General features: G+C 38.1%; 1 protein-coding gene. It reads left to right on the top strand.

What is annotated here, in order from left to right:
• Window positions 1–15: 15 nt before the first annotated feature.
• Window positions 16–22283 (top strand): 6-phosphofructokinase (locus LHV68_12660; protein ID MCB4792719.1); only part of this gene is annotated, 22268 nt, incomplete at its 3' end.

Genomic DNA, 22283 nt, shown 5'->3' with positions numbered 1-22283 from the left:
AAAAAGAAGTTAAACATGATGAAAAAACTAGTTTCAATAATTATTCTAACAAGCTTCCTGGTATCGTTCGTATTCAACGACGCCCTCCATGCAGTTTTAGATGTAAAGGTTATATCCAAGCAACCTTTGCCGGTGCTGGAAGATTTTATTATCCCTCAAACCTCCGGAAGGGTTACTGACAGCAAATTCTTTGACAGCAAGCAAATAATCGTAAACATTCAGGATCTGCATTGCCATTCAGAAGTTCAGAGGAATATTTCAAAAATATTATCTGCGTTAGATACTAAATATGGATTAGAAAACGTCTATGTGGAAGGCGGTTATGGCGATATTAACACCTCCTGGATTTGCAATGTAAAAGATAAAGACCTCAAGAAAGAGATCATAGAAAAGCTGGTCAACCAGGGGCGGCTGACAGGCAGTGAATACTATTCAGTCCTTTCGGACAGGCCCAATTTATTAAAAGGCATAGAAGACGAAGCTGTTCATAAATCAAATATAATAAGACTGGGAAAAATCCTTAATAAAAAAGCATACTATGAAGACAAGATTAAAGAATTTGACCTTGATCTTATGTTTATGAAAGCTAAATACTTCAGCTCAAATAACAATAGCTTTAATAAATTAATAGAAAAACATAAGGCAAGGGCCATAGCAACTGATGAATATTATAAAAAATTGAGCGGCTATATTAAAAAAATCACTGAAAATCCAAATAGTTATAACAATATTTTTAGCCTTAGTTTAAACAATTATCCTAACATCAATGCATACCTTGAATTAAGCAGATGTGCCAAAGAACTAAAGTACAAAAGAATCTCCAGCCAAATGCAGAATTTCATACAACTGATTAAATCTAAGCTTCCTTATTCCACCTATGCCGCAATTATTCAAAAAACTGACAATTTTTCAAAAACCGACGAACTTTATTTATACCTTGGCAAGATAGCAAAAAGTTCAGGATTCTCGGGCCGGAGCTCGAAAAACCAGTTCTCGGACCTTTACAAATTCCTTGATTACGCAGAAAAAAGACAGACCTTAAATCCCATCAAACTTATAGAAGAAGAGAAACGGTTAGTTGAAGAAATAAGAATAGGTTTTTCAAAAGACACAAGCGAGATTGATATTTCGTTCCTGTGTGATTTTTATATATATTTTAAAGATTATTTATCGAATACTCTTTCTGCGGAAGATTATGAATACTTTAAACAAAGGTTCGGCAAGTTTAAACAAGTTTGGGGCAGATATGCACTCAGTGGCAGGCTTACGGAGCTCTCAGATGATTTTAAACTGCTTGATGAATTTTATAAAACAAATTGTGAAAGAAATGACTGCTTCCTAAAGAATATCAAAGAACTTGAGCCTCAAAACCAGAACTTTGAGGAAGTAAATATAACTACAAGCACCAAACCTTCGGCGGGCACAAAAATTTCCGAAACATTGAAGAATTCAAAAATCATAGTAATCGTGACCGGCGGATTTCATACAGAAGGCCTAAAAAAGATATTTCAAGAAAAGAAAATGTCATACATCGCTATAACCCCTAATGTAACACAGGATACAAGAATTTCAAGCCTTGAATATGCGGAATTGGCAAAAAAACAGGCGCAAAACTTAAGTGTGCAGTCAACGGGTTTTGGTTCGCTTACTAACAGCTCTAAACCTGGACCGGGGAACTCAACCCTGGCTTTAGTGTTAGGTTCCATGGGTGCAAAGATAATTGAAGTTAGTAAAGATAAAGAAAATAAAATAGAAAAAGTAGTTGTTGAAATCAATGAAGAAAGAATTGAATTAAAACCAGGTGAAAATAAAGAATTTAATATTTCAGACGCGCTAAGTGAGATTGAAAAACGGGTAACGATAATTGAGGATGCAGAATATGCCGCAGCCGAGTTTAGGAAAATCATTGAAGCCTTTGACAGCTTTACCAACCCGCTTGCTGCGACAGAATTGATATTTGGGTTAATAAAAGTTTTTGCAGAATACGGCTCTAAAAAAGATCTATTCGGCAGCGACGGGATAATATTTGCAATTGCGAGCAATAAAAAAGTTTTGGAAGCCCTAGAAAAAAATCAACATATAACTGCGGAAGTCCTTGGCGGTTTTCCTGAAATACTACAGCAGCTAGCTGCAAATAAAGCAATAGACGAAGAAAATCTCTTAAAGAAAGCAAAAACTCCTCTTCTTGTGGCAATTGTAAAAGCTATAAATAGTTCAGAAATCAGCCAAAAGTTACTGAACTTAGTGAAGCCTGACACCAACGCTATAGAAGGAACTGCTGAAAAAATAAGAAAAATTGATGCAAAGATAGCGGCTATGGTGCCTAAAGTGAATACTGAGCTCGGTCTTATCGAATCCGGCCAGAAATCGTTCTATGCGCAAGGAATGACTGCTAAAACACATGTCAGGATAACAGTAAATGAAGTCAGCGGTGAAAATGGGAATTATGCGTTCTTGTCTGCACGCACTAATCCGTCCAACCTTGACAGGCTCAGCGAGGGGGAGCGCCATAGCATTGAAGCGATAAAGAACGGCGTTATAATACTTGTACCTGAAAAACCGGCACCTCTTAAGGAAGTACTTATTGAAGGTTTGAGAAGGTTTAGAGATAATGGTTATGTAAACATTCAGGTAGCAGGCGGATACCGTTTCAGCGATTTTGAAGAACCCGGTACGCTCTTTGGACATCTGGCAGAAATAGATGATGAAATAAAAGGCATGTTGGATAATCCTGACATGTCCCGTCTTATTAAATTAGCCTTTGCAAAGGCAGTAAAACTTGCCGAATATGATGGAGATCTTGCAGCTGTATTAGCCACCTTGCCGAAAAGCAAGATAGAAGCTCTTGCTGATGCCAGGTCGAACAAAAACGATATACAATTTTCTGATGAGACAGAACTCACTCAACTTTACAGCGATGAAGAACTGGCGCAGGGAGGGGTATTCTGGGAAAGAGACAGGACAATACCTCTTAAGAAAGGATCATTCAGCAATGGTTTTGCATGGCTGATAGCGTTCCTGATGCCCGGCTTAGCTAAGAAATATCTTGCAAATCAAGCAAGTAGAATCGAGCTGGAAACTGCGAATGAAGAACTGCCGGCAGATATAGTCATTAAACAACTGAGGCTTCCTTTCATATCAGACAATGCTGTACGGGCTAGGCTTGCCGGGATAAAAATAGAAAAAGGAGGACGGGTACTATCTTATAAAGAACTGCCTGAAGAGCCGGGAAAATTCCTGCGGTCTGATTTGTTTGACGCTAGGCCAAAAACTGAGGTCAGCGAAGAAGAACTCAATGGAGCCTTAGCTCAAGGCGAAACACTCTTAAGAAACGGAGAACATGATGCAGCTATAGAAAAGTTTGAATTTGTTCTGGCCGGAACTGCCAGGCTTCTTGAAAAAAAAGATATGCCTGAAGAGACAGTAAAACGGTTAGAAGAATTGCAGGACAAAATATTAGGCCAAACCATAGCTATGGGTTTAAGCGGCGGTGATTGTGCGGGTTTAAATGCAGCGCTTGCATCAGTTACGAAAACCTGTGCGGTAAAAGGGGTTTTGGTTGCCTTTGTGGAGAACGGGTTTTCAGGGCTTGCTTCGGACAAACGAGCATTCATCAGGAAAATCCATTTTGTCAGGCTTTCAGATACGGATAAACTGCCTTATTGGGCAAGTTTTGTAGGCGGCTCCTCCCGCACGAATGTTGTGGACAAAAAGAAACCGGAGAACACGGACAAGATAGTAGCAAACAGCAGCCGGTTCTACGGGCATATAATGATAGGGGGCGATGACCACTCAAAACAGGCGGGGATCCTTGGGGGCCTTCTAAAAGACAAGGGAATTCCTGTAATAGCGATACCCAAGTCGGTTGACATGGATTTTGGTACACAGATGCTGGGGCCTAACACCATGATAGAAGATGCAAGAAAGAGGTTCTATGAGCAGGCAGCGTCAGCTGCTGAAGCGGGGATAATTTTTATAGAAGAAAAGATGGGAAGGAATTCGGGGCACCTTGCGCTGCACACAGCGTATGTAGAACCGTCCGGATTAGAAACCCTTTCGCAAAAAGAGAAAGACGAAATAAGAAAGGCGGAAAAAGGGGTAATGATACTTATCCCTGAAAAACCCGCATTTTTCAGGGATGTCTTGATAGCGGCCTTAACAAAATTCAGGGATACGGGGTTTCTTGCTGTTGAAATGTCTGAAGGCTTTATCTTCAAGGATTGTAACGAGAATAATCAAAAGGCCAGAGCAACGCTGTTTTATAGTTTGTTGGACCTGGAGCCGTCCTTAAAGGCGAAATTTGCCAAACCGGTAAAAGTTGATAACCATGGAAATCCGCAGTTGAGCGGCATACATCTTTATTTAAAAGAAGCGGTAATTCATGCTGAAGAACTTGCAGGAAATGATGCGGAATTAAAAGAATTACTTAATACATTTTCACCGGAGATGAAAGACAAATTAAAAATGACAAAAGGCGTTGATTATGGTTTCACAGGCAGGGGCCTGTCGCCGAACGAAAATGACAGGCTGCTCGGTGAAAAATTCGGAGAAGAAGCAGCAAAACTTGCCCTGAATAAAGAAACACAATTTGAGACCAGCGTCATTGTGACTATGGGTAGAAAAGCTGACCCTAAAATAGGAGAAGTTATTAAGAAACCTGTTGACGAAGTTGCAGTAAAACTATTCGTTACAAAGGAATACAGCAATGAAGAATTGGAAAAAGCAGGTGTGTTTATAAAAGATACCTTAGAAATTAGACGCCGTTATATCGAAGCGGTTGCAGGCCAAGTTTTAGACCTTATGCCTGCGGTTCGGGCGTCACAGGTAACAGCAGTTGCGCTTGCCCGAGGGGTGCTGGAAGAAGCTGTAAGTATAATGGAGAAAGCAGGTTTAAAAGAACCTGTTACATATAAAGTTGAAGATATCGGGAAACTTGATTCAAAACTTGCCGATGATATAGCGTATTATAACGCTTTGTGCCCTGCTGGTAAAACAAAGCTTGAAAGCATAACTGTGGTTGAGTCAAACGCCGGATATATAGCGTCCGAATCTGGACTTGGTTTTACCAGTATGGAAAACCTTGCTTTTGATAATAAAACTGCAAATATAAAAACGTCCAATAACAGGGATAATACAAAAACGCTTGCAAACCGTATAAGACACGAATTTAACGATAACCTGGCAATAAATGTTGCCGGCTCAATCCAGAATAAGGCATTAGAGTATTTTCTTGCAAAGACCCACAAAGCCCGCGATAACTTAAGCGATGCCTGGCTCCAGTGCATGACAGATATTGTACAAAAAGCGCATAGTTACAAAGCAATAGCTAAAACACCTGAAGAACAAAAAGCAGTTGACCAGCTTATAGATTTCGCGAAAACAGATGCACGCCAGATAAAAAAATCATACAAATCTCTCGCCCAAATTCTTACTGAACTTATAATATCATTCCTGAAAAACAACAAGATAGCAATTCCTGCGGATATTTCAGCTGGATTATCCGGTAAAATAAGAAATTATTTTAATAACTTAACTTTATCTAATGAATCCATTAACGCTAAGAATATGGGAATTAGCGTTGCTGCTGTTATTGCAAAAGTTGCGGGCAATCTTACAAAAGAGCAAGAAGCTGTTATAGCTAAAAAAATATCAGAATTAGTAATTCAAAATAATATAAAAGAAAATGTGCCAAATCTTTTAAGAGAAATTTTGCCTGAATATGGGGTTGATGTTCAATATATAATTAATGCAGCAAATAAAGAGGTCGAAAGAGTTGAAGAGTCGTATATTCAAACTCTTGTAAGCGAAGAAACTTTTAGATTAATACAAAAGTACAGTAAATTGGACGGCGGCAGTTCCGTCGCGGGAAAAATCTATAAAAACGCATATTTGTCCGTAGGCTTATGTGGGGAAATTTGGGTTGCTGATGTTCTAAGGAGGCAATACCTCACCGAAGTCTCGGCTGTTGGGGTTCAAGTAGAAGATTTATGTGAAATAGATGTTTTAACTGAAAATGCCATAGTAGAAGTAAAAAACTATGGCAAAAACGTGTACCTAAGAGATTATTCCGAGCTTTTGTCTAATATCGGTTATGCGGACGGTTTAAAGTATAAGAAAGTTAGAAAAGCACTTGAGCTTATGACAAGTGATGTTTCTGTCAATGAGCAAAATAGCAGAAGTTATAAACTTCTGCATGTTTGGGGCAAAGAGAGGCTTTTAAGAATCAAAGAAAATGAAGAGCCTCTTCCAATGGTGCTGGCAATAACATTAGAGGCATTTACTTGGAAAAAAGACGGCCGGGCAACGATACAGAACATGCTTGATCGTTTGAATGCCGTAAAAAACAACCCCGCCCAATTTTTCAAGGTATGTGAGGATATTTACAGCATAAGCCCTGAAATATATTACTGGATAACAGCTGCTATACCGGAACTAAAGCAAACCATGCTTCAGTGGCTTGTAGAAACAGGCCATACGGGCCCTCCCCGTATTTTGACAGAGCTGGCATCTTTGCACGGTACAGAATTCAGTGATGATGTAATGTTATTCCCATGTTACGAACCTACCAATCCCAAAGTACACCCCTTAATTTTTAACGGAAGAAAAATAGATGCCGCTGTCATGCTTTCTGCAGTAAGCACCGAAATAAAACAGCTTGCGCTCGCAAGGACTGTTCCTTCTGTCCGGCCAGCAACGGAAGAGGAAGCTGATGAAAACGGGCAAGTGCATGCCAATGGTGTTGAATTAAAAGACCTGACCCTGAATTCCGAACTGACAAATGGTATAAATTGGCTGGGTATTAACAAGGAAATCCTTGAAATGATAGTAGGTAATATCTTTTGGTCGTACGGTTTTTATTATGGAATTAGTGAACAGATTACAGCAGTTGAAATTGCCCGGGAAATATTGGAAAAAGCAGAAAGTATAATGAAAGAAAATGGGTTTAAACAACCTGTAGTTGATGATATTCAAGAATTTAACTCTAAATTTGCAGAAGATGTTGCATATTATAATACACTCTGCCCGGCTGGCAAGATAAAACTTGAAAGCTTAGAGGTGCTTGAAGCAAAAGCAGAATATATAGCGTCTGAAGACGGGCTTGGGTTTTCAAGCATGGATAAGCTTTATTTTGATAATAAAACTTTAAAGATAAAAACAGCTGATAATAAAGATAGGCAAAATACAATTGCACACCGTGTGAGGCACGAATTCAGCGAGAATCTTGCAATTAATGTTGCCGGTTCAATACAAAATAGAGCGTTAGAACATTTCTTAACCAAAATCCACAGAGCACGCGATAATTTAGGCAATACCTGGCACTTGTGCCAGATAGACATTGCAGAACAGCCGGATGAATACAGGGCTTTAGTTTCACCGGATTCAGCACCGGAAGAGCTAAAAGCAGTTGAACGGCTCATAGCTTTTGCAAAAAAAGATTCAGCTCAGATAAAAGAAGCATACGAATCCCTTCCTGCAATTCTCAATCGCCTTATACATTCATATCTCACTGATAAAAGAATACTATCTTTTCTACATGATGATCTTAACCTGATACATAATACGATAAAAAACTATATTTCATCTAAAGCTGAATTAAAAAGTAAAAAAGCTGTTACGAATGAACTGATAGATGAAATCTTCCGCCTGTTACCTGAAGTCAAAAATGATAATTTTAGCGCTTGTTTGGCAGAGATTTACGATACTCTTGCTTCAGATTATCGTTTTAGAAGTTTGGGATTGAGAAAAGGTATTAATGCAGGGCGTAGAGTAAAAGCATTGATAACAATATTAAAATCCAATCCAAACGCACTTGTAGAAAAAATCAAACAGTTATCTCAAAGTAATACTGTTTCGAGTTCTATATTAGAAGGGCTCAGTAAGCTCCAGGTATATGCTCTTGATGGAATTTTTCATGAGATTTTCCAAAAAGATAACTTGAGTTCTCAAGAAATAATTGAAATTTTACACACAAAAATGTCAGGGCATCCTTTGCTGGAGAGTTTAGAGGATTTTATCAGGTCTAACCAGGTAACCTTTACAAGAATAGTCCCGACTCAAGGCATTTTCCATGCAAAAACATTTTCAATACCTGTAAAGCTGGCCACTGTTATCAAAAAATGGGATGTGGATGCATTAGAAAAAGAGTCAGTTGCTCTTGAAGAAACTGATATGGTGGTTATTAACCTTGGAGGAATGCTGTTAACGCCAAAAACAGCATCCTATGTAGGTTCAAAGGAATGGTTTAAACGGCTTTCACGGATTAAGAGCCATGAAATGGCTCTGCGGGAAAGGATGTTTCTTACCGGCAGGCTCCTGCGGCATGATTTTTATGAATTGGCTGATGAAAAAGCAATCCTGTTATTAAGAGAAATAAAGAAAAGAAACCCCGATATAAAGATTTATGTCGCTACATCCAATCAGGAAGAATTAAGGACAGATATTGAAACAATTTTGTCAAACCTAGGTCTCAAGGTAGGCAGCCAGATAGATGGGATTATCTATGCAGGAAATTCCGGAGGGTTCTCGCGTGGTGTTGCAAATTTTATCGGCCAGGAAGAGGCTAAAGCGCACAGGCCGCTTAAAATATTTTATGTGGATGATTCAGGAGAAAACATAGCGCGCTTAATGTCTCAGCAGAAGTTCACAAATTTTTTAACCAGGAGCTTCTTCTGGATAGGGAAAACTTATCCTGCTGTTGTAAAGGACTATGCGCCTTATTTGGCAAATACCAAGGAACTGATAGCTAAAAAACAATACGGCTCTGCAGCGGAGAACGTGATTAACGCACTGGAAATTATCGCGTTAGATGCTGAAGAAGGAAAGCCACTCGGAAGCGATGAACTCGATTCTGCTGCAAACCAAATTTATCCTTTCTTTTCAGATCTCTTAATGGCCCTTTCTCAAGCCCTAGAAGATGGAAACTACAGCCAGGCTTCCGAGCTGGCCTTATCCATATTCGATATTATTGATTCGTCATCTAATGTATTTAAAGATAAATTTTTCATTTTTGGAAACAATCTTGTCAGGGCGCTGGAGTACTCATTTAAGGATAATGGAAATATAAATATACTGAAAATACTTTTTAATATTATGGACCACGCAAATACTCTTATTGAACATAAATATGGAATTTTGGATAAGAACAAGCAGCGCGAAGTAATTATGAAGCAGATTCAGTTGCTGCACCTAATTGTCGAAAAAATCGATCAATTAAGGCTCTCTTCACGCTATCTTGGGTATGCTGTAATCCCGGACGGCAAGGGAAGCTGGGATATCCATAAAATAGGTTTTGCAGGAAAGTGGATTGTTGATACAAGACAGATAAGACCTGATGACATCGATACAGGTTTTAAACTAAGAGTGCTTGCTTCATTTGCAGAGTCTTTGAAAGCCGAGACTCCTCATATCGATGAAAATGGCGTACCTGAAAGATCTGAAAAATACAGGATAGTGCGTATAGTTAAGGATTTTTCAAAGATTAAAAAAGATAAAGTGGTTTACTGGTCCAACCTTGTGTGTGCTGTTAAAGAAGACGACGAGCTTTCCGGAGGGCTTGTATATTATGTAACTGAGGAGTTTGCAACAATGGGCCCCGAGGATCAGAAAAAAGCTTTGCAAGGGGTTGTGCTTCCTGTTGATAAAGCGTATTTTGATAAGGAAACCCCTGTTGTAGAAACAGATAAAGCTTCTGTTTGTTTCCTGACCCTAAACCCAACTTCTGCTTATGGACAGATGCTGCTCTCCCAGGGGTTAGAGGAGGCAGGCATCAAGACAGAGACGTTCAGGGCAGTATCTCAAAATACATTCTCAGCCCATAGCGGCGGCAAAGAACGTATTAAGAAGGAAACAGGATATTCCGAAGATGAAATCCTTGAGAAAATGGCACCTTACAATGTCGTTGGCGTTTCTCTGACAGATAGTGATTTTTCCATTGCAGCCGATTGGATCCATCAAATTAGAAGTAAATATCCTAATAAAATCATTGCAGTGGGCGGGCCTGCAGCAAATAAAGTACCTGATTCCCTTCTTGTTAATCTGGATAAACAGATTGGTCCGTGGGGAGTAAACATAGTGTTTCGCGGGAGCGATATTGACAGGTTTGTATATTTAATTTCAAGGCTTGGAAAATCCGCTACTCAAAGAAACATTTGTGAAAAAGCTGCTGCCCTGTCATTCCTGGAACAAGGTGTGATTGTTAAAGGAGATTACGACCATGTTATGTTAGTCAACGGGATAGACAGAGTGCAGTCCCGCTATGTGGCGCTGCCCAGGATTGATACTTGGGCTGAATGTTCTTATACAATGGCATCGTATGGATGCCCTAAGAAATGCGCGTTCTGCAACCAGCCGCAGGGCAGGAAGTTTTTGCCAGTAAATATGAATGATTTTGTCTTTCATCATATCCAGCGCAGAAAATTTCTTATGGCAGAAAGAGAAAGACTGATAAAATCCGGAGACTTGTCGCGGGATGAAGATCTCTTTGAACTGAGGCACAGGAACGGCCGGCTGCAGATGGACGTTTCCCTTTATGATGATAATTTTCTTATAGGTAGAACACCGAATTTTACAATGTTGTTTCTTAAGCTCTTAAAAGCAATTAATAAAATGAGCGATGATGAAATAAATAACCTGACGCTTGATGATATAAAAAGTATAGGTGAAGCTGCTTTAAAAGAAAAAATGGAGGAAGGAAAAATAGAATATCCTTCGAGACCATCCGTATTTCATGTAGCTATTAAACAAACATCTATTGACTCTTTTCTTAAAGGAGATGTACAAGTTGGGAAGGTAAGGGAGATTGACTGGAAACTGATACAGGCCATGTTGGAGGCAGGGGTTACGGAAATTGCAAATTTTGGCTTAGACGGGTTAAGCGATACGGTCCTGTGGCAGAACCGAAAAGGGTATTTCTGGGCTGAAGTTAATAAGGTATTTGGCAAGTTAAGAGAAATGAATATAGCGTTTGGATATAATATTATATTTACAAATCCAAGGATTACAAAATTCCAGGTAGTGGAAAGTCTGTTGAACTTCGCTGCTTTAATCCAAAAGGGATATCATTCTACCAATCAAAACCTTCATACCTGGGCAGAATATGGTACCCAAATCACTAATAGCGTGATTATGAAAGATGCCCCTGACTGGCAGTGGAACGAATCGTCGTTCTATAATATGGGAGGACATATAAGAGCGGGGCCCTGGCTTATTCCAAAGGCTTCGGAATACGCATTTTTTGAACCTTTCCCTATTTACGGAGAAAACGAGAACTTTACAGTAAAATACCTTTTAGGCGAAGACTATTTAACTCAAGATACTTCTCACAAGATTCTTGCCCAATTCCCTCAGGAGCTTTCAGAGCTCCAGAAATCATTAACAGAAGACGACCCGCTTTATTATACAAAAATGGAGATTATTAGAAATATCACAGGTATTACCGGTGCTGCTTTCAAGACTAAAGAGGCTATAGCCAAATTAGTAGATACAAGAACACCGCTACAAAAATATATATCTGATAACAGGGAAAGAACCTTCAAGTCTGTTTTAGAACAATTAGTTAAAGAAAAAAGGATGGAACATTTACTGGATGTCTTTAAAAACAGGTATCCTGAATCAGAAATAACAAAACGTTTTGTTGATTTATATCAGGAATTATCAGATCAAGGAGAGATAGATTTTGAAAACATTCAATATAAAAAGTATGGGTTAGAAGTTTATTACATATTGCTTGTATGCTATTACGTGGTTATGTTCGGCGAATTCTTTGAAAGAATATTAAAAATGAGATTAAGAGATAGAGATATGGCTTTTCCGGAAAACAAATATAATATACATTTTAATGATAAATATAGTGCTGATACAATTATTAAGATTTTAAAAACCGGAACCGGATATCTGAAAACTCTTACCTGTTCAAACCCATATCTTGAAGACTCATATCCTGGTGAAAATACCACATTAGTAGTAATAAGTAATAAAGCCCTTAATCCTATAGCCAAGGATGGCAGGCTCAATATTGATTGGCAAGGCCACTGGTTTAGCAGTGTCCATGTTGATGAGATGCTGAAAAATACAGATATTGCACAAATATTTTTATCTGAAAAGATATATAAAGAAGTCTGTGCAAAAACAAATGACCCTGATGTTTTAAGCAGGATAACCGTGTTAAATCCTTCACAAAATGTTGTAGAGCAGTTAGAGAAATGTGGTTATCCTGTTGCTGCGAAGGAAGAATTCGGAGACATGGTATTATTTCATATCCTCGACCTGATTATGGGAAAGCCAGTTGAAAAAGAAGAAAATGTGCATAATAATCAGACTATACTGGAAAAGATAGTTAATGCTATAGGTATTTTGAATATGGGCATAATTCCTAAGTTATTCATGGGATTTGATCCACAAGAATTGGCTGCAATATTAAATTCTTCGAACCCATGGTTGGCAAGTATGTTTTTAGATGATATGTTTAACTATCTTATAAATCTAGATACTGAAATTGATATTAACTTCGCTTTGGAAATATACAACAGTCTTAATGATAAACTAAAAGATGAAGTTGTAAAGGCATTAGGTATCTCAGTAAAATATTCAAAGTCTAAAACCGAAAAAGAAGAAATAGAAAAATTTTTAATAAAGATTCCTGGTTATGAAGAAAAGCTGAGAGTAAAAGAAACTTTAAGAAATTCCATCTTGGCAGCAAAAGATAATTCTGATGAATTATTCACATTGTTAGACGGAGTCAAAGGTTCAATATTAGATGAGTCTGATATTGAATTCTTAAAAGGCATTATTCTTAATTCTCATGATAAGAAAATTGTAGACTGGTTATTGTTTGTAATATTGAACATTTTAAAGGGGAGTGAATACGATAGAATTGAACTCTTGAAGTCTTTGTTGGCTTCTGAGAATTTGCTTGTTCAAACTTCCGCTCTGATTCAATGTAAATCAAGAAATATAGAGCCTGTACTTCCAATGCTAAAGCATCCCAATCCTTTAATCAGGATAGAAGCTCTCAGAACTATAGAAAACATGGAAGTTCATTTAATACCATACAAGAAATGTATTCCAATACTTTCTGAAATAGCTCTATCAGATATTGATAAATCAGTAAGAATGGAAGCCGCTTATGTTGTTAAGATTATGGAAGAGTATGTGGAACGTGATAATGAAAGAAAATTTACCTATTCCTATACCGCTACTATGCCTGATACATACGGGCTTGTAGCTGGCATTGCAAATATATTCCGCAAGGATAAGGACAAGCTTAAAGGACAGTGGTGGAAAGATGGAGAGGAAGCCGGCAGTTTAAAACATAAGACCTTAAAATACATAGCTGAAAGAATAGTAGCACCTTCGCCGTTTGCTTTCTGGGAAAACATCCCGCTGGCAATAAACCCGAGCTGGTTTGCGAATTTGCACGAACAATATACGCTTGAAGAAAAAGAAACAATAGCCATGGCAGGCAAAGAAGGTGTAAAGTCAGCTCTTAGAACAACTTTCTGGGTTGCATTCATATCCATCCTCAGCACATCTTTATTGCAAATCAATCCCCTGTGGAACATACCTGTAATATTACTAGCCTACTACCTTGCGGTCTGTAACTTCCATGACTTTTACAATGCTTCCCCGCAAGGACAGGCGCTTCCGATGACTTTGGCTGATTCTGATATATCTGATATAGGTGAAATATTGAAACTGCTTAAAGGAAACAAACCTTATTCTAAAGTTAGATTGTGCCGAAGATTAGTTAAAAATAAATTTACGCCAAAAGAATTGGTAGATCAATTATTAATTCTTCTAAATGACCCGAATAAAGATGTCCGTAAACAGGCTGTTTTGGCATTAGGTTATTCAGATGACTATAGAGTTGTAAATGCCCTTATGAAAGCATCTGAGAACAGGTATTGGGAAGTAAATTTGCCTTGTATAACTTCAATATCAAGGTTAACTCCGCTGGCTGTAAAGTCCCAAAGCAGGGACGCTAATAGAGCACTGTTAGATTTTTATTCGGGCCTGCTTAAAAACAAGTCTTATGAAATAAGAGAACAAGCTATAAAAGGCTTATCTGCTTTTATCGACAATATAGACCTGACATTCCTCTCGCCTGAGCTTGCCAGTGCGTTTACCAAAGATTTATTAAATTGTTTTATGGAAATTAGCTTAATAGCTCTAAAGAAATCTTGGGCTATGGACCTTTTATCTATGATAGGCAGGATAGGGGATAGAAGTATAATAGAGCAGTTAATAAGTTTTACACTAGTAAATAATCTTAACGAAGATGTAATAAGATCTGCAGCAGTTACAGCATGTAAAATCGATAGACAACAGGCTGTTGATCTTTATCTTTCATATCTAAGGATTGATAATAAACAAGTTAAGAAATGGAGTGTCTTAGCATTAAACGCTATAGAAAAGGAATTTGGAAGCGGTGCATCAAAAGAACATATTTTATCTGAATATCTAAAAGGAGATTATGACCATTCTCTAGACGCTGATATAGTTTTAATCTTAAAAAACAGTCCTAATAAGCTTTCTACTTCCGAATATCTAATAAAAATTCTAAAGAACAATTCAGACCCGAAGGTGAGGGAATCTGCTATAGAAGCATTAGGCGGAATATGTAATGTTGAAACATTGAGGCCCTTGATTGAAACGGCAGCCGGGGATTTTAATATACAAGTTAGAAAAAAGGCGATAGGAGCTGTCTTAGCTGTCTTAGGCGATAAATCCAATGATAATGAACTCTTAAAGAAAGAACTTGAGAGATGCAGTAAGGAAATGATAAGAGTGGTCTTTAGTAAAATTGCTAAAGAAGATGATTTATCTTTCATATTGTTAGATACGGATGAAAAAGTAAAGGTAATCGAAGTTTTAGTTTCCTTGATTGAAAATGAGGATTTTAATACATCGGTATTTTTTGCTTTAAAAGAAATTCTTAAAAAAGTAGATAAAAAGAATATGGCTAAATACACTCAACCCATAAAAGATAAGATTGAATCTTCTCCGCAGATAAAAGAAGGTGAATTCAACCGTATTCTTGTTTTAGGCTATCCGGGCGATAAAGATTCTGTATCTTACTTGATACAGCTTTTAGATGATCCTATAAAAGCTCAATCTGCAGTAAAGGCGCTTGCCTTGACAGGTAGAGATTTTGGTCCTAAACCTAGAATTCTTAAACCCGTATTCAGCCGTCTTCTAAAGATGATAAATGACCCTGATGATATAACCCAGGTAAATGCATCCCTTGTGGTTACAAATTTAGCAGTGAGCGGGATTGTAAAAGTAGAAGAAAAAGAATTATTGCAGATTTGCAGGCACTGCCTTTCGCTAATACCTAAGATGGATGCAACTTTAAATTTAAAATATTTAAGCAGTTTTATCGGCAGAGTAGTTGAAATACTGTCCGAAGAAGAAGTAGAGATATTAATCGACACCGTATCTCGAAGACTAGCCGACCCCTCAATAGATAAAGATGAAAGCTGGTATCTGGGCGAAATACTTAGGACAATATCTGGTACTATTAAATATCCTTCGAAGAATGAGGCGGTCAATTCTCTACAATTATTCGGCAAATATTATGAAAAAGACGTAGATGATACAAAGGTCGCTTATGTCTTTTATAAAGCCCTACCAGTCCTGAAGAAAACCCTTGGTAAGGACAGAATAGATGTTCTTCCTAAACCTTTGGAACAGCTTATTAAACAGCTTGAAAGTCTTAAAAGGAACATATCCCTGGTTGACGATGCTGAAGATTTAATAGTTTTCCTAAATAAAAAATTCAATGATACCGTTAAAAATGAATTCTCAAAAAACAATGTTCCATTTAATGCAAGGCAAGCTGTTTTAGACCCGGTCGTCCGGTATGGATTGGCTTTGTCTGCAGCAAGGATGCTTAGGAGGTTTGATGTCCCCATAACCGATGACAGTATTGCACTTGCATCCCAGATTATCTCAAGGAATGTTATTAGTAACTGGAATATGGAAGTGGCCAACAATAAAACTTATGTATTGGGTTTCTTTAATGATGAAGATAAAAATAGGTTTAATGGGAATGAATTAGATACATTATTGATGAATGCAGGCGTTAGACCTATAGATAAAAAATATTCTCATGAAGCAGAGCCGGCAAAAGTGCTTCAGGAATTAGGCGGTTTTCTTAAAGAGAATCCAAAAGAAAATAAATTCATATGGTTTTATTGCCATGGTTCTGAAGATAACAAGCTGTATTTATCAAATGTTCCTGCAACTGCGATAAGCGTAGAGGCATTTGTTGATACCTTGGAAAATGCATATAAAAGCGGGGTTGACTTATCTAAGGTAAATATTGTTTTAGCCTGCTGTTTTTCACATAATTTTGCAGTTCAAGCATACAATAAACTTAAAAAAAGAGGTATTGATGTTTTGCCTACAATTGTCACCTTGGCTAATAAAGATGTGGTAGGATATTCGAAAACTAAATTATTTTTCTTCTGGGACGGAACTCAATTTGGTTATGCTTTAAAAAAGCATGTAAAACATAAAATAATTAAAGGTTCTGTAACCATAGGAAATATTATCTTATCAGGGAAATATACAGAGAGAGGAGACAGCAGTATTTTCCTTGCTGAAAATGTGGAGGAAATAAAAAAGAAATTCGATGATCTTAAGCTTCCTCCAAGAACTGAGAAAAAAGAGACAGGAGGTTTACAGCCCGAAGCCGATGTTGTAGAGACAACAACGGGCAATGATGACGGGAAACACATTCCACAGACAGAATTAAACGCTGAAGTGCCGATAGTAGAGGCATCGATGAAACTGGGCCGGATGGCGGTTACATCAGCCGTATCGGTTTTGTTTGGTTCTATCATAATTCTTTCCATATACGCCGCGGCTCTGTATCTTAAGATGCCTGTTGATATTAACTATTTATTGCTGTTACTTTTACCCGGGACGATGGGTTTTGGCCATGTAGCTTTTCTTGAATGGCTGACAAATGCTAAGTCGGTACGTGCAGGGCCAGTGCCTGATAGTTTTGAAGTATCTGGTATAAAGTTTATTCCCATGCCGCAGAAACAAGTAAGCCAGGCTTTCACACAAGACAGAGTTTTCTTTCAAGCACAAAAGCAGAAAACCATCCAAGTCAATCCCGGTGTATATTCATTCCTTACAGCTTTAAATTCAAATTTAGTAACCAAGCCATTTTTATATATATACCTTTATGCTGCAGGCACTCTGGGACATGAGGTTTATCACTTGACCCATCCAGCTGCAGGGGAAGCCCGAACATACACAATCGCCCAGCTTTTACCCGCCTTTTTAGGTACATGTATTGCAGCAAGCCTGTTCCTTTTAGGCATAGTTTCCGGTCCTGCGGCGATTCTAATAAGCCTGTTTTCAGTTCCCGTGCTAATAGCCATAACTGGCTATTTAATTGTTGCAGATGCCAAATTTAACCCTGTCAGCCGGTGGTACATCGGAATAGGAAAGTTTGAAATTGAACATTACAAAAAATTAATAGCTGAGAATAGTGCAAATACAAATGAAGACAGGGTAAATGAACTGTTAAATTTAAATATCAGCCCGGAGGAATTGGATTCTTTGTTTCTCAGGCCTTTTTCTCTAATTTTTAAGGACGATCCTGATTATGCATTTGTTTTTGATGAGCTTGATATTAAAGCTGTGATTGGGGGAGAAAAACCATTGGCGTTTTTTGAAGGAGCTTTTCCTGAAATGCAGGATTGGCTAGGAAAGAAAAGCAATATAGAATTAATGAAAAAAGCAGGAATAAATATAGCATATATGTCACATTATATTGATGAAAGTGGTTTAAGATATTACTTTTATTACAATTATAAAGCTATAAGAAGAATTATAAACGAGAACCTTGATTTAATTTCTGAAAATATCAGGAAAGATTTGGGGCTTAACACTGAATCTGTAATCACAGATGAACAGATAGATAAATTGGTTAGTTCATATTGTTCCCCTGACCGTTTCGGTAAAAATTGGCATATATGGCTGGGAACTGCACTGGGTTATGGAAGAAAAAATGCTGAGACGTTTTCTCGTTCCCCAAATAATAGTAAAGAAAATATTCAGGTTGATGAATTGATAAAGAAACTTAAAATCAGTAATGATGAAGGATTTTTAGCCCTGGGATTATTTGGTACAAGTTTAAAAGATATCGATGAGTCCTTAAGAGTTTCAATAGAAGCCGTTCTGAAACTGAAAAAAGGAGTTAATACGTACGATGAAGTAAAAAATAAATTAAGGGAAAAAGAATCAGTAAATAAACCTGGGTTGCAGGTTAATCCGGTTGGGGGAATATTAGGCGAACGACCGGAAAGCGTAATAAATAATGAAGTTGATCAGGCCACATTAGATGTTACATCGCCAGGTATGACCCCACATGTGGAAAGGACATTAAAATTAGGTATTGCCGTAAAAGAGAGGATTCAAAGTGAGCGGGAGCGGAAGGCAAAGAAACTTATTGAAAACAAACCGGATATAATGAAAGCGATAGAGCCGTTTGGAGAGATTACAGCCCACTATGGTTATTTACCATGGGCAGAGTTATATAACTCTGCAGGGGAAAATGCAGATGGTTTATTTAAATATGGGCTTCCAGTGGTATATAATTTGATAAAAGACAAAGAAAGCCTTGTTCGAGTAGGTAACAATTTAGTGGCATTAGGCAGGAATATTAGGTACTTACCTGAAGTAAAAGAATTAATAATGAGTGAAGAAGATTTATTATCTGTTGGATTAAATATCAGAGAAATATTTATTAAAAAGATTAAACAAGATAAACTTCTGAGTTTATATTTTACCGATGAAATAATTAATACAGGCAGAGCGATCAAAGTCATTGAGCAAGGAGGATTGTCGAATATATTACTGGATACTTCAGAGCCCGGAGTTTTTTATAAGGTTGATAAACCGGAATCGATGCCTTCATATAATAATGCCATACTGAGAGAGGCAGTAAACCTTATAGAATTATCAGATTTAGGGAAAAAGGGAATGTTGCCAGAGTTATTGAAAATAGGAGTAAACCGGAATGGGGAAGTATGGCTGAAACTTAAGGGTATAGAAAATGGGCAAGATATTAATTCGAAGTCATGGGAATCGCTTCCCTTTACCCAAAAGATTGATATATTGATAAAAGCAGCCAGAATCTTTCTTGAGATACATCTAATAGGAAGGCTGCATAATGATATTAAACCCGGGAATATTCTTTTTAACAAAAAAGGCGAAGTTATGGTAATAGACCTTGGGTCATCAACCCTTATAGGCAGAAGGCCGCCATCAATAACCAGGGGTTTTTCACCTGTCTTTGATCTCCCTTTTTTTATGTGTGATTCTGATGTTTATAGTTTTGGCAAGACCATTAAAAAAGCAATATCGGATAATGACATTCAAGATAATAATTTAGGCAGGATAATTGAAAATATGTCTCGGGAAAACAGACAATATCGTAGGCCTGGTGATATGAAAGGCGTGATAAGTATCCTTAAAGGTATTAAAAAAGATTTGGATAAAAGGAAAACAGGAACTAAAGCTGGCATGGCAGCTGAAGCGGCGATACTGCCTGAAAATTTAGATAAAGTCAACCGCTGGGCGAATAAAGAGAAGACAGCCTTTGATATAGCGATACGCCTTGCATTAATTGAGTTCTGGTTCTCGTTTACAAACAGTAAAGGATTTATTGCCGCACATACGAATGAGAATGGGATAGAAGGGGCAAAACTAGTTGTAAAAGCCCAGAAAGTAGGAACCTATACGGGTCTATCAGTCGGAATAATCGCTGGATTGATAGGTTTTATTTTATCGGGTTTCAATGCGAACCTGATTACTTTTGTGGCAGGCCTTTCGGCAATTATAATAATAGCCCTCTTAGGCCGTGCAGCAGGCAACATAAGGACACATATTGTTGTAGATTATAATTACATAAAATCATCAGGGCTAATTAAGGCTGTCAGGGAATTCGGTGCAGCAACTATTGATGAAAACGGGGAAGTGTCTACCAAAGATGTTAGGTTGCAAGACCTGACCCCAAGCACAGATAGTCAAAGTGCTGAGCAGCTATTAACTGCGAGGCACGCTGCCGAAATAGATGTTTTGCGTAAAATATTATCTGAAACCGGGATGCCTGATGAAACTATAAAAAGCTCTGCTGTAAGCTTATCGTTGGAAATCCTGGCCACACAAGTCGAAGCTGTTTATTATACGACATTGCCTAAAAAAGATAAGGATGAATTTAAAAAGGCCCATCCGGAAAGAGCGGAATTCCTTGAAAGTATCAGGCAGCAATATGAAAAAGAACTGGAAAATATGTACCAAAAAGAGGTTAACAGGCTGGAGGGCAGGGAAACTGAAATCAGCCGGTCTTATTCCCAGTCAATTGATAAAATATTGGCAGGTATTGATACTTCCGGCCTTAATAAAGACATCGTTCAAAAAGCAAAACAAATAGCTGCATATTCGCTTAAACTGTCGGTTCCGCTTGAATACCTGCATACTACGGGCGTAGATTCAAGGTCCGTTATAGACCAGGATACCGGATTAAACGAATATGGAAATAGCCCAATACCAAATGATGTGAAACAAGTCAGCAATTCTACAAGTTCAAACCCTACGGAAAGGCAGTTCAATGACATAGAAAACAAACGCCAGAAATTCGTAGCTAAAGCTGTAGCCCTGGGCCTTGAAGGCAAAAGCGATAAGGAAATTGAAAATGCGGTTAATTCAGAGTTTGTAAAATTGCTGGATAGTATAAGAGGCGAAATACTTAGTCTTTTAGGGCTTGATAACAATAAGATAAAGGTATTGACGGCAAGTTCTGCGACTGATGTTGAATTTCTTGTCCTCTTATGCGCTTTTGCGGTCTTTGGCCCTGATGCGAAGATTTACAACGAAGTCTCAATACCTGCTCAGGTAGGCAGCGGCACTCTGCTTGCTGCTCTGGCAAAACATTTTGACGCAAAAGGTATAACTCCCTTTAGAAAAGGAGTTAAACAAGGGGAACTTTTAGAAGGTTTTAAAGAAGGCCAGATAGAACCGATAGTGATTGATTTCGGGGAAGAGGCGGTTGACAAACAAGTAAAAGAAAATATAAATAAAAATCTTATAGAAAATAAAGAAAGCAAAGTAATAATCCATCTAGTGGCAAGCACAAAAAGCGGTGCCAATGCCGTATCCCTGCAAACTGCAAAGGATTTGATGAATAAATATAATAAGCCGGGTAAACCGAGGGTCCTGGTGGCTGTTGACTGTGCGCAGATGCGCGGCGAAGCCAGTTCTCCTGAAATGATCCGCAAATATTTGGACAATGGTTTTATTGTTTTTATATCAGGCTCGAAGTTTTTCGGCGCTTTCCCTTTCTGCGGAGCGGTGCTGCTCCCGGAAGGGGTGTCAGAAGAACTGGCAAAAATAGAATCTAAAAACATACCAAAGGGCCTTAGGGATTATTTTAGTTCATTTGATTTCCCAGCATGTTTCAGTAACATCAGCCAGGCTATGCCTATAATAATGAATGCCGGATTGGCCATGAGATGGCTGTCAGGCCTGTTCCATTGGTCAAGATATGCAAAAATACCAAAGGCCCTGCAAACTAAAATAGCACAACAACTTGTAAACGCCGTAAAAACCGAAGCTGAGAATATCGCACCTAATACCATATCCCTTGCAAATTTACCCATTTCAAGCATTGAAGACGGCCAAAACACCATAGTGTCTTTAATGGTCAAAAATGCCTCGGGAGTTATTTCATTAAAAGGCCTAAAAACGATTCGCTCCCTTTGCCAAAAAGATATCAATGATAAAATACCGTTATTAGATGAAGAAAATAAAACGATCGCTTCAGCAAAGATCCTCACCGCCAATCCTTATGAAGTAAGGCCCGGGGAAGCAGCTATAAGGATAGCCTTTGGTGCTGAGCATATAGCTGCTATTTATGAAAATACGGATTTTCAGAACGCCTTAAATGCCTTATTAAAAAAGCATAATGTTACCAATATAAACAAACTGCCGTCTGGCGCAAATATAAAACTTGATGCGATAATCCAAAATGCCTGCGCACAAACAGTTGCTGATACCCGGATACTCCTTAAAAAAATAGGCCTTATTTCAGGAAACATTGAATTAGATGTTCAAACAGCAAAACAAACTCTCGCTGCCGCGGCAGAACCCAAAGCAGCGATATTGCCGAAAAACCTTGGCAAGGTAAACCGGTGGGCAAATGAGGGGAAGGGTGCCTTAGGGATAGCGCTTCGGATAGGTTTTATAGAGTTCATAGATTCATTTAA

It is taken from the genome of Candidatus Liberimonas magnetica, from assembly GCA_020523885.1.
Taxonomy (GTDB): Bacteria; Elusimicrobiota; Endomicrobiia; order Endomicrobiales; family JAFGIL01; genus Liberimonas; species Liberimonas magnetica.
Note: the sequence above shows the minus strand (reverse complement) of the source record. Positions and strands in the feature narration are given on the sequence as shown.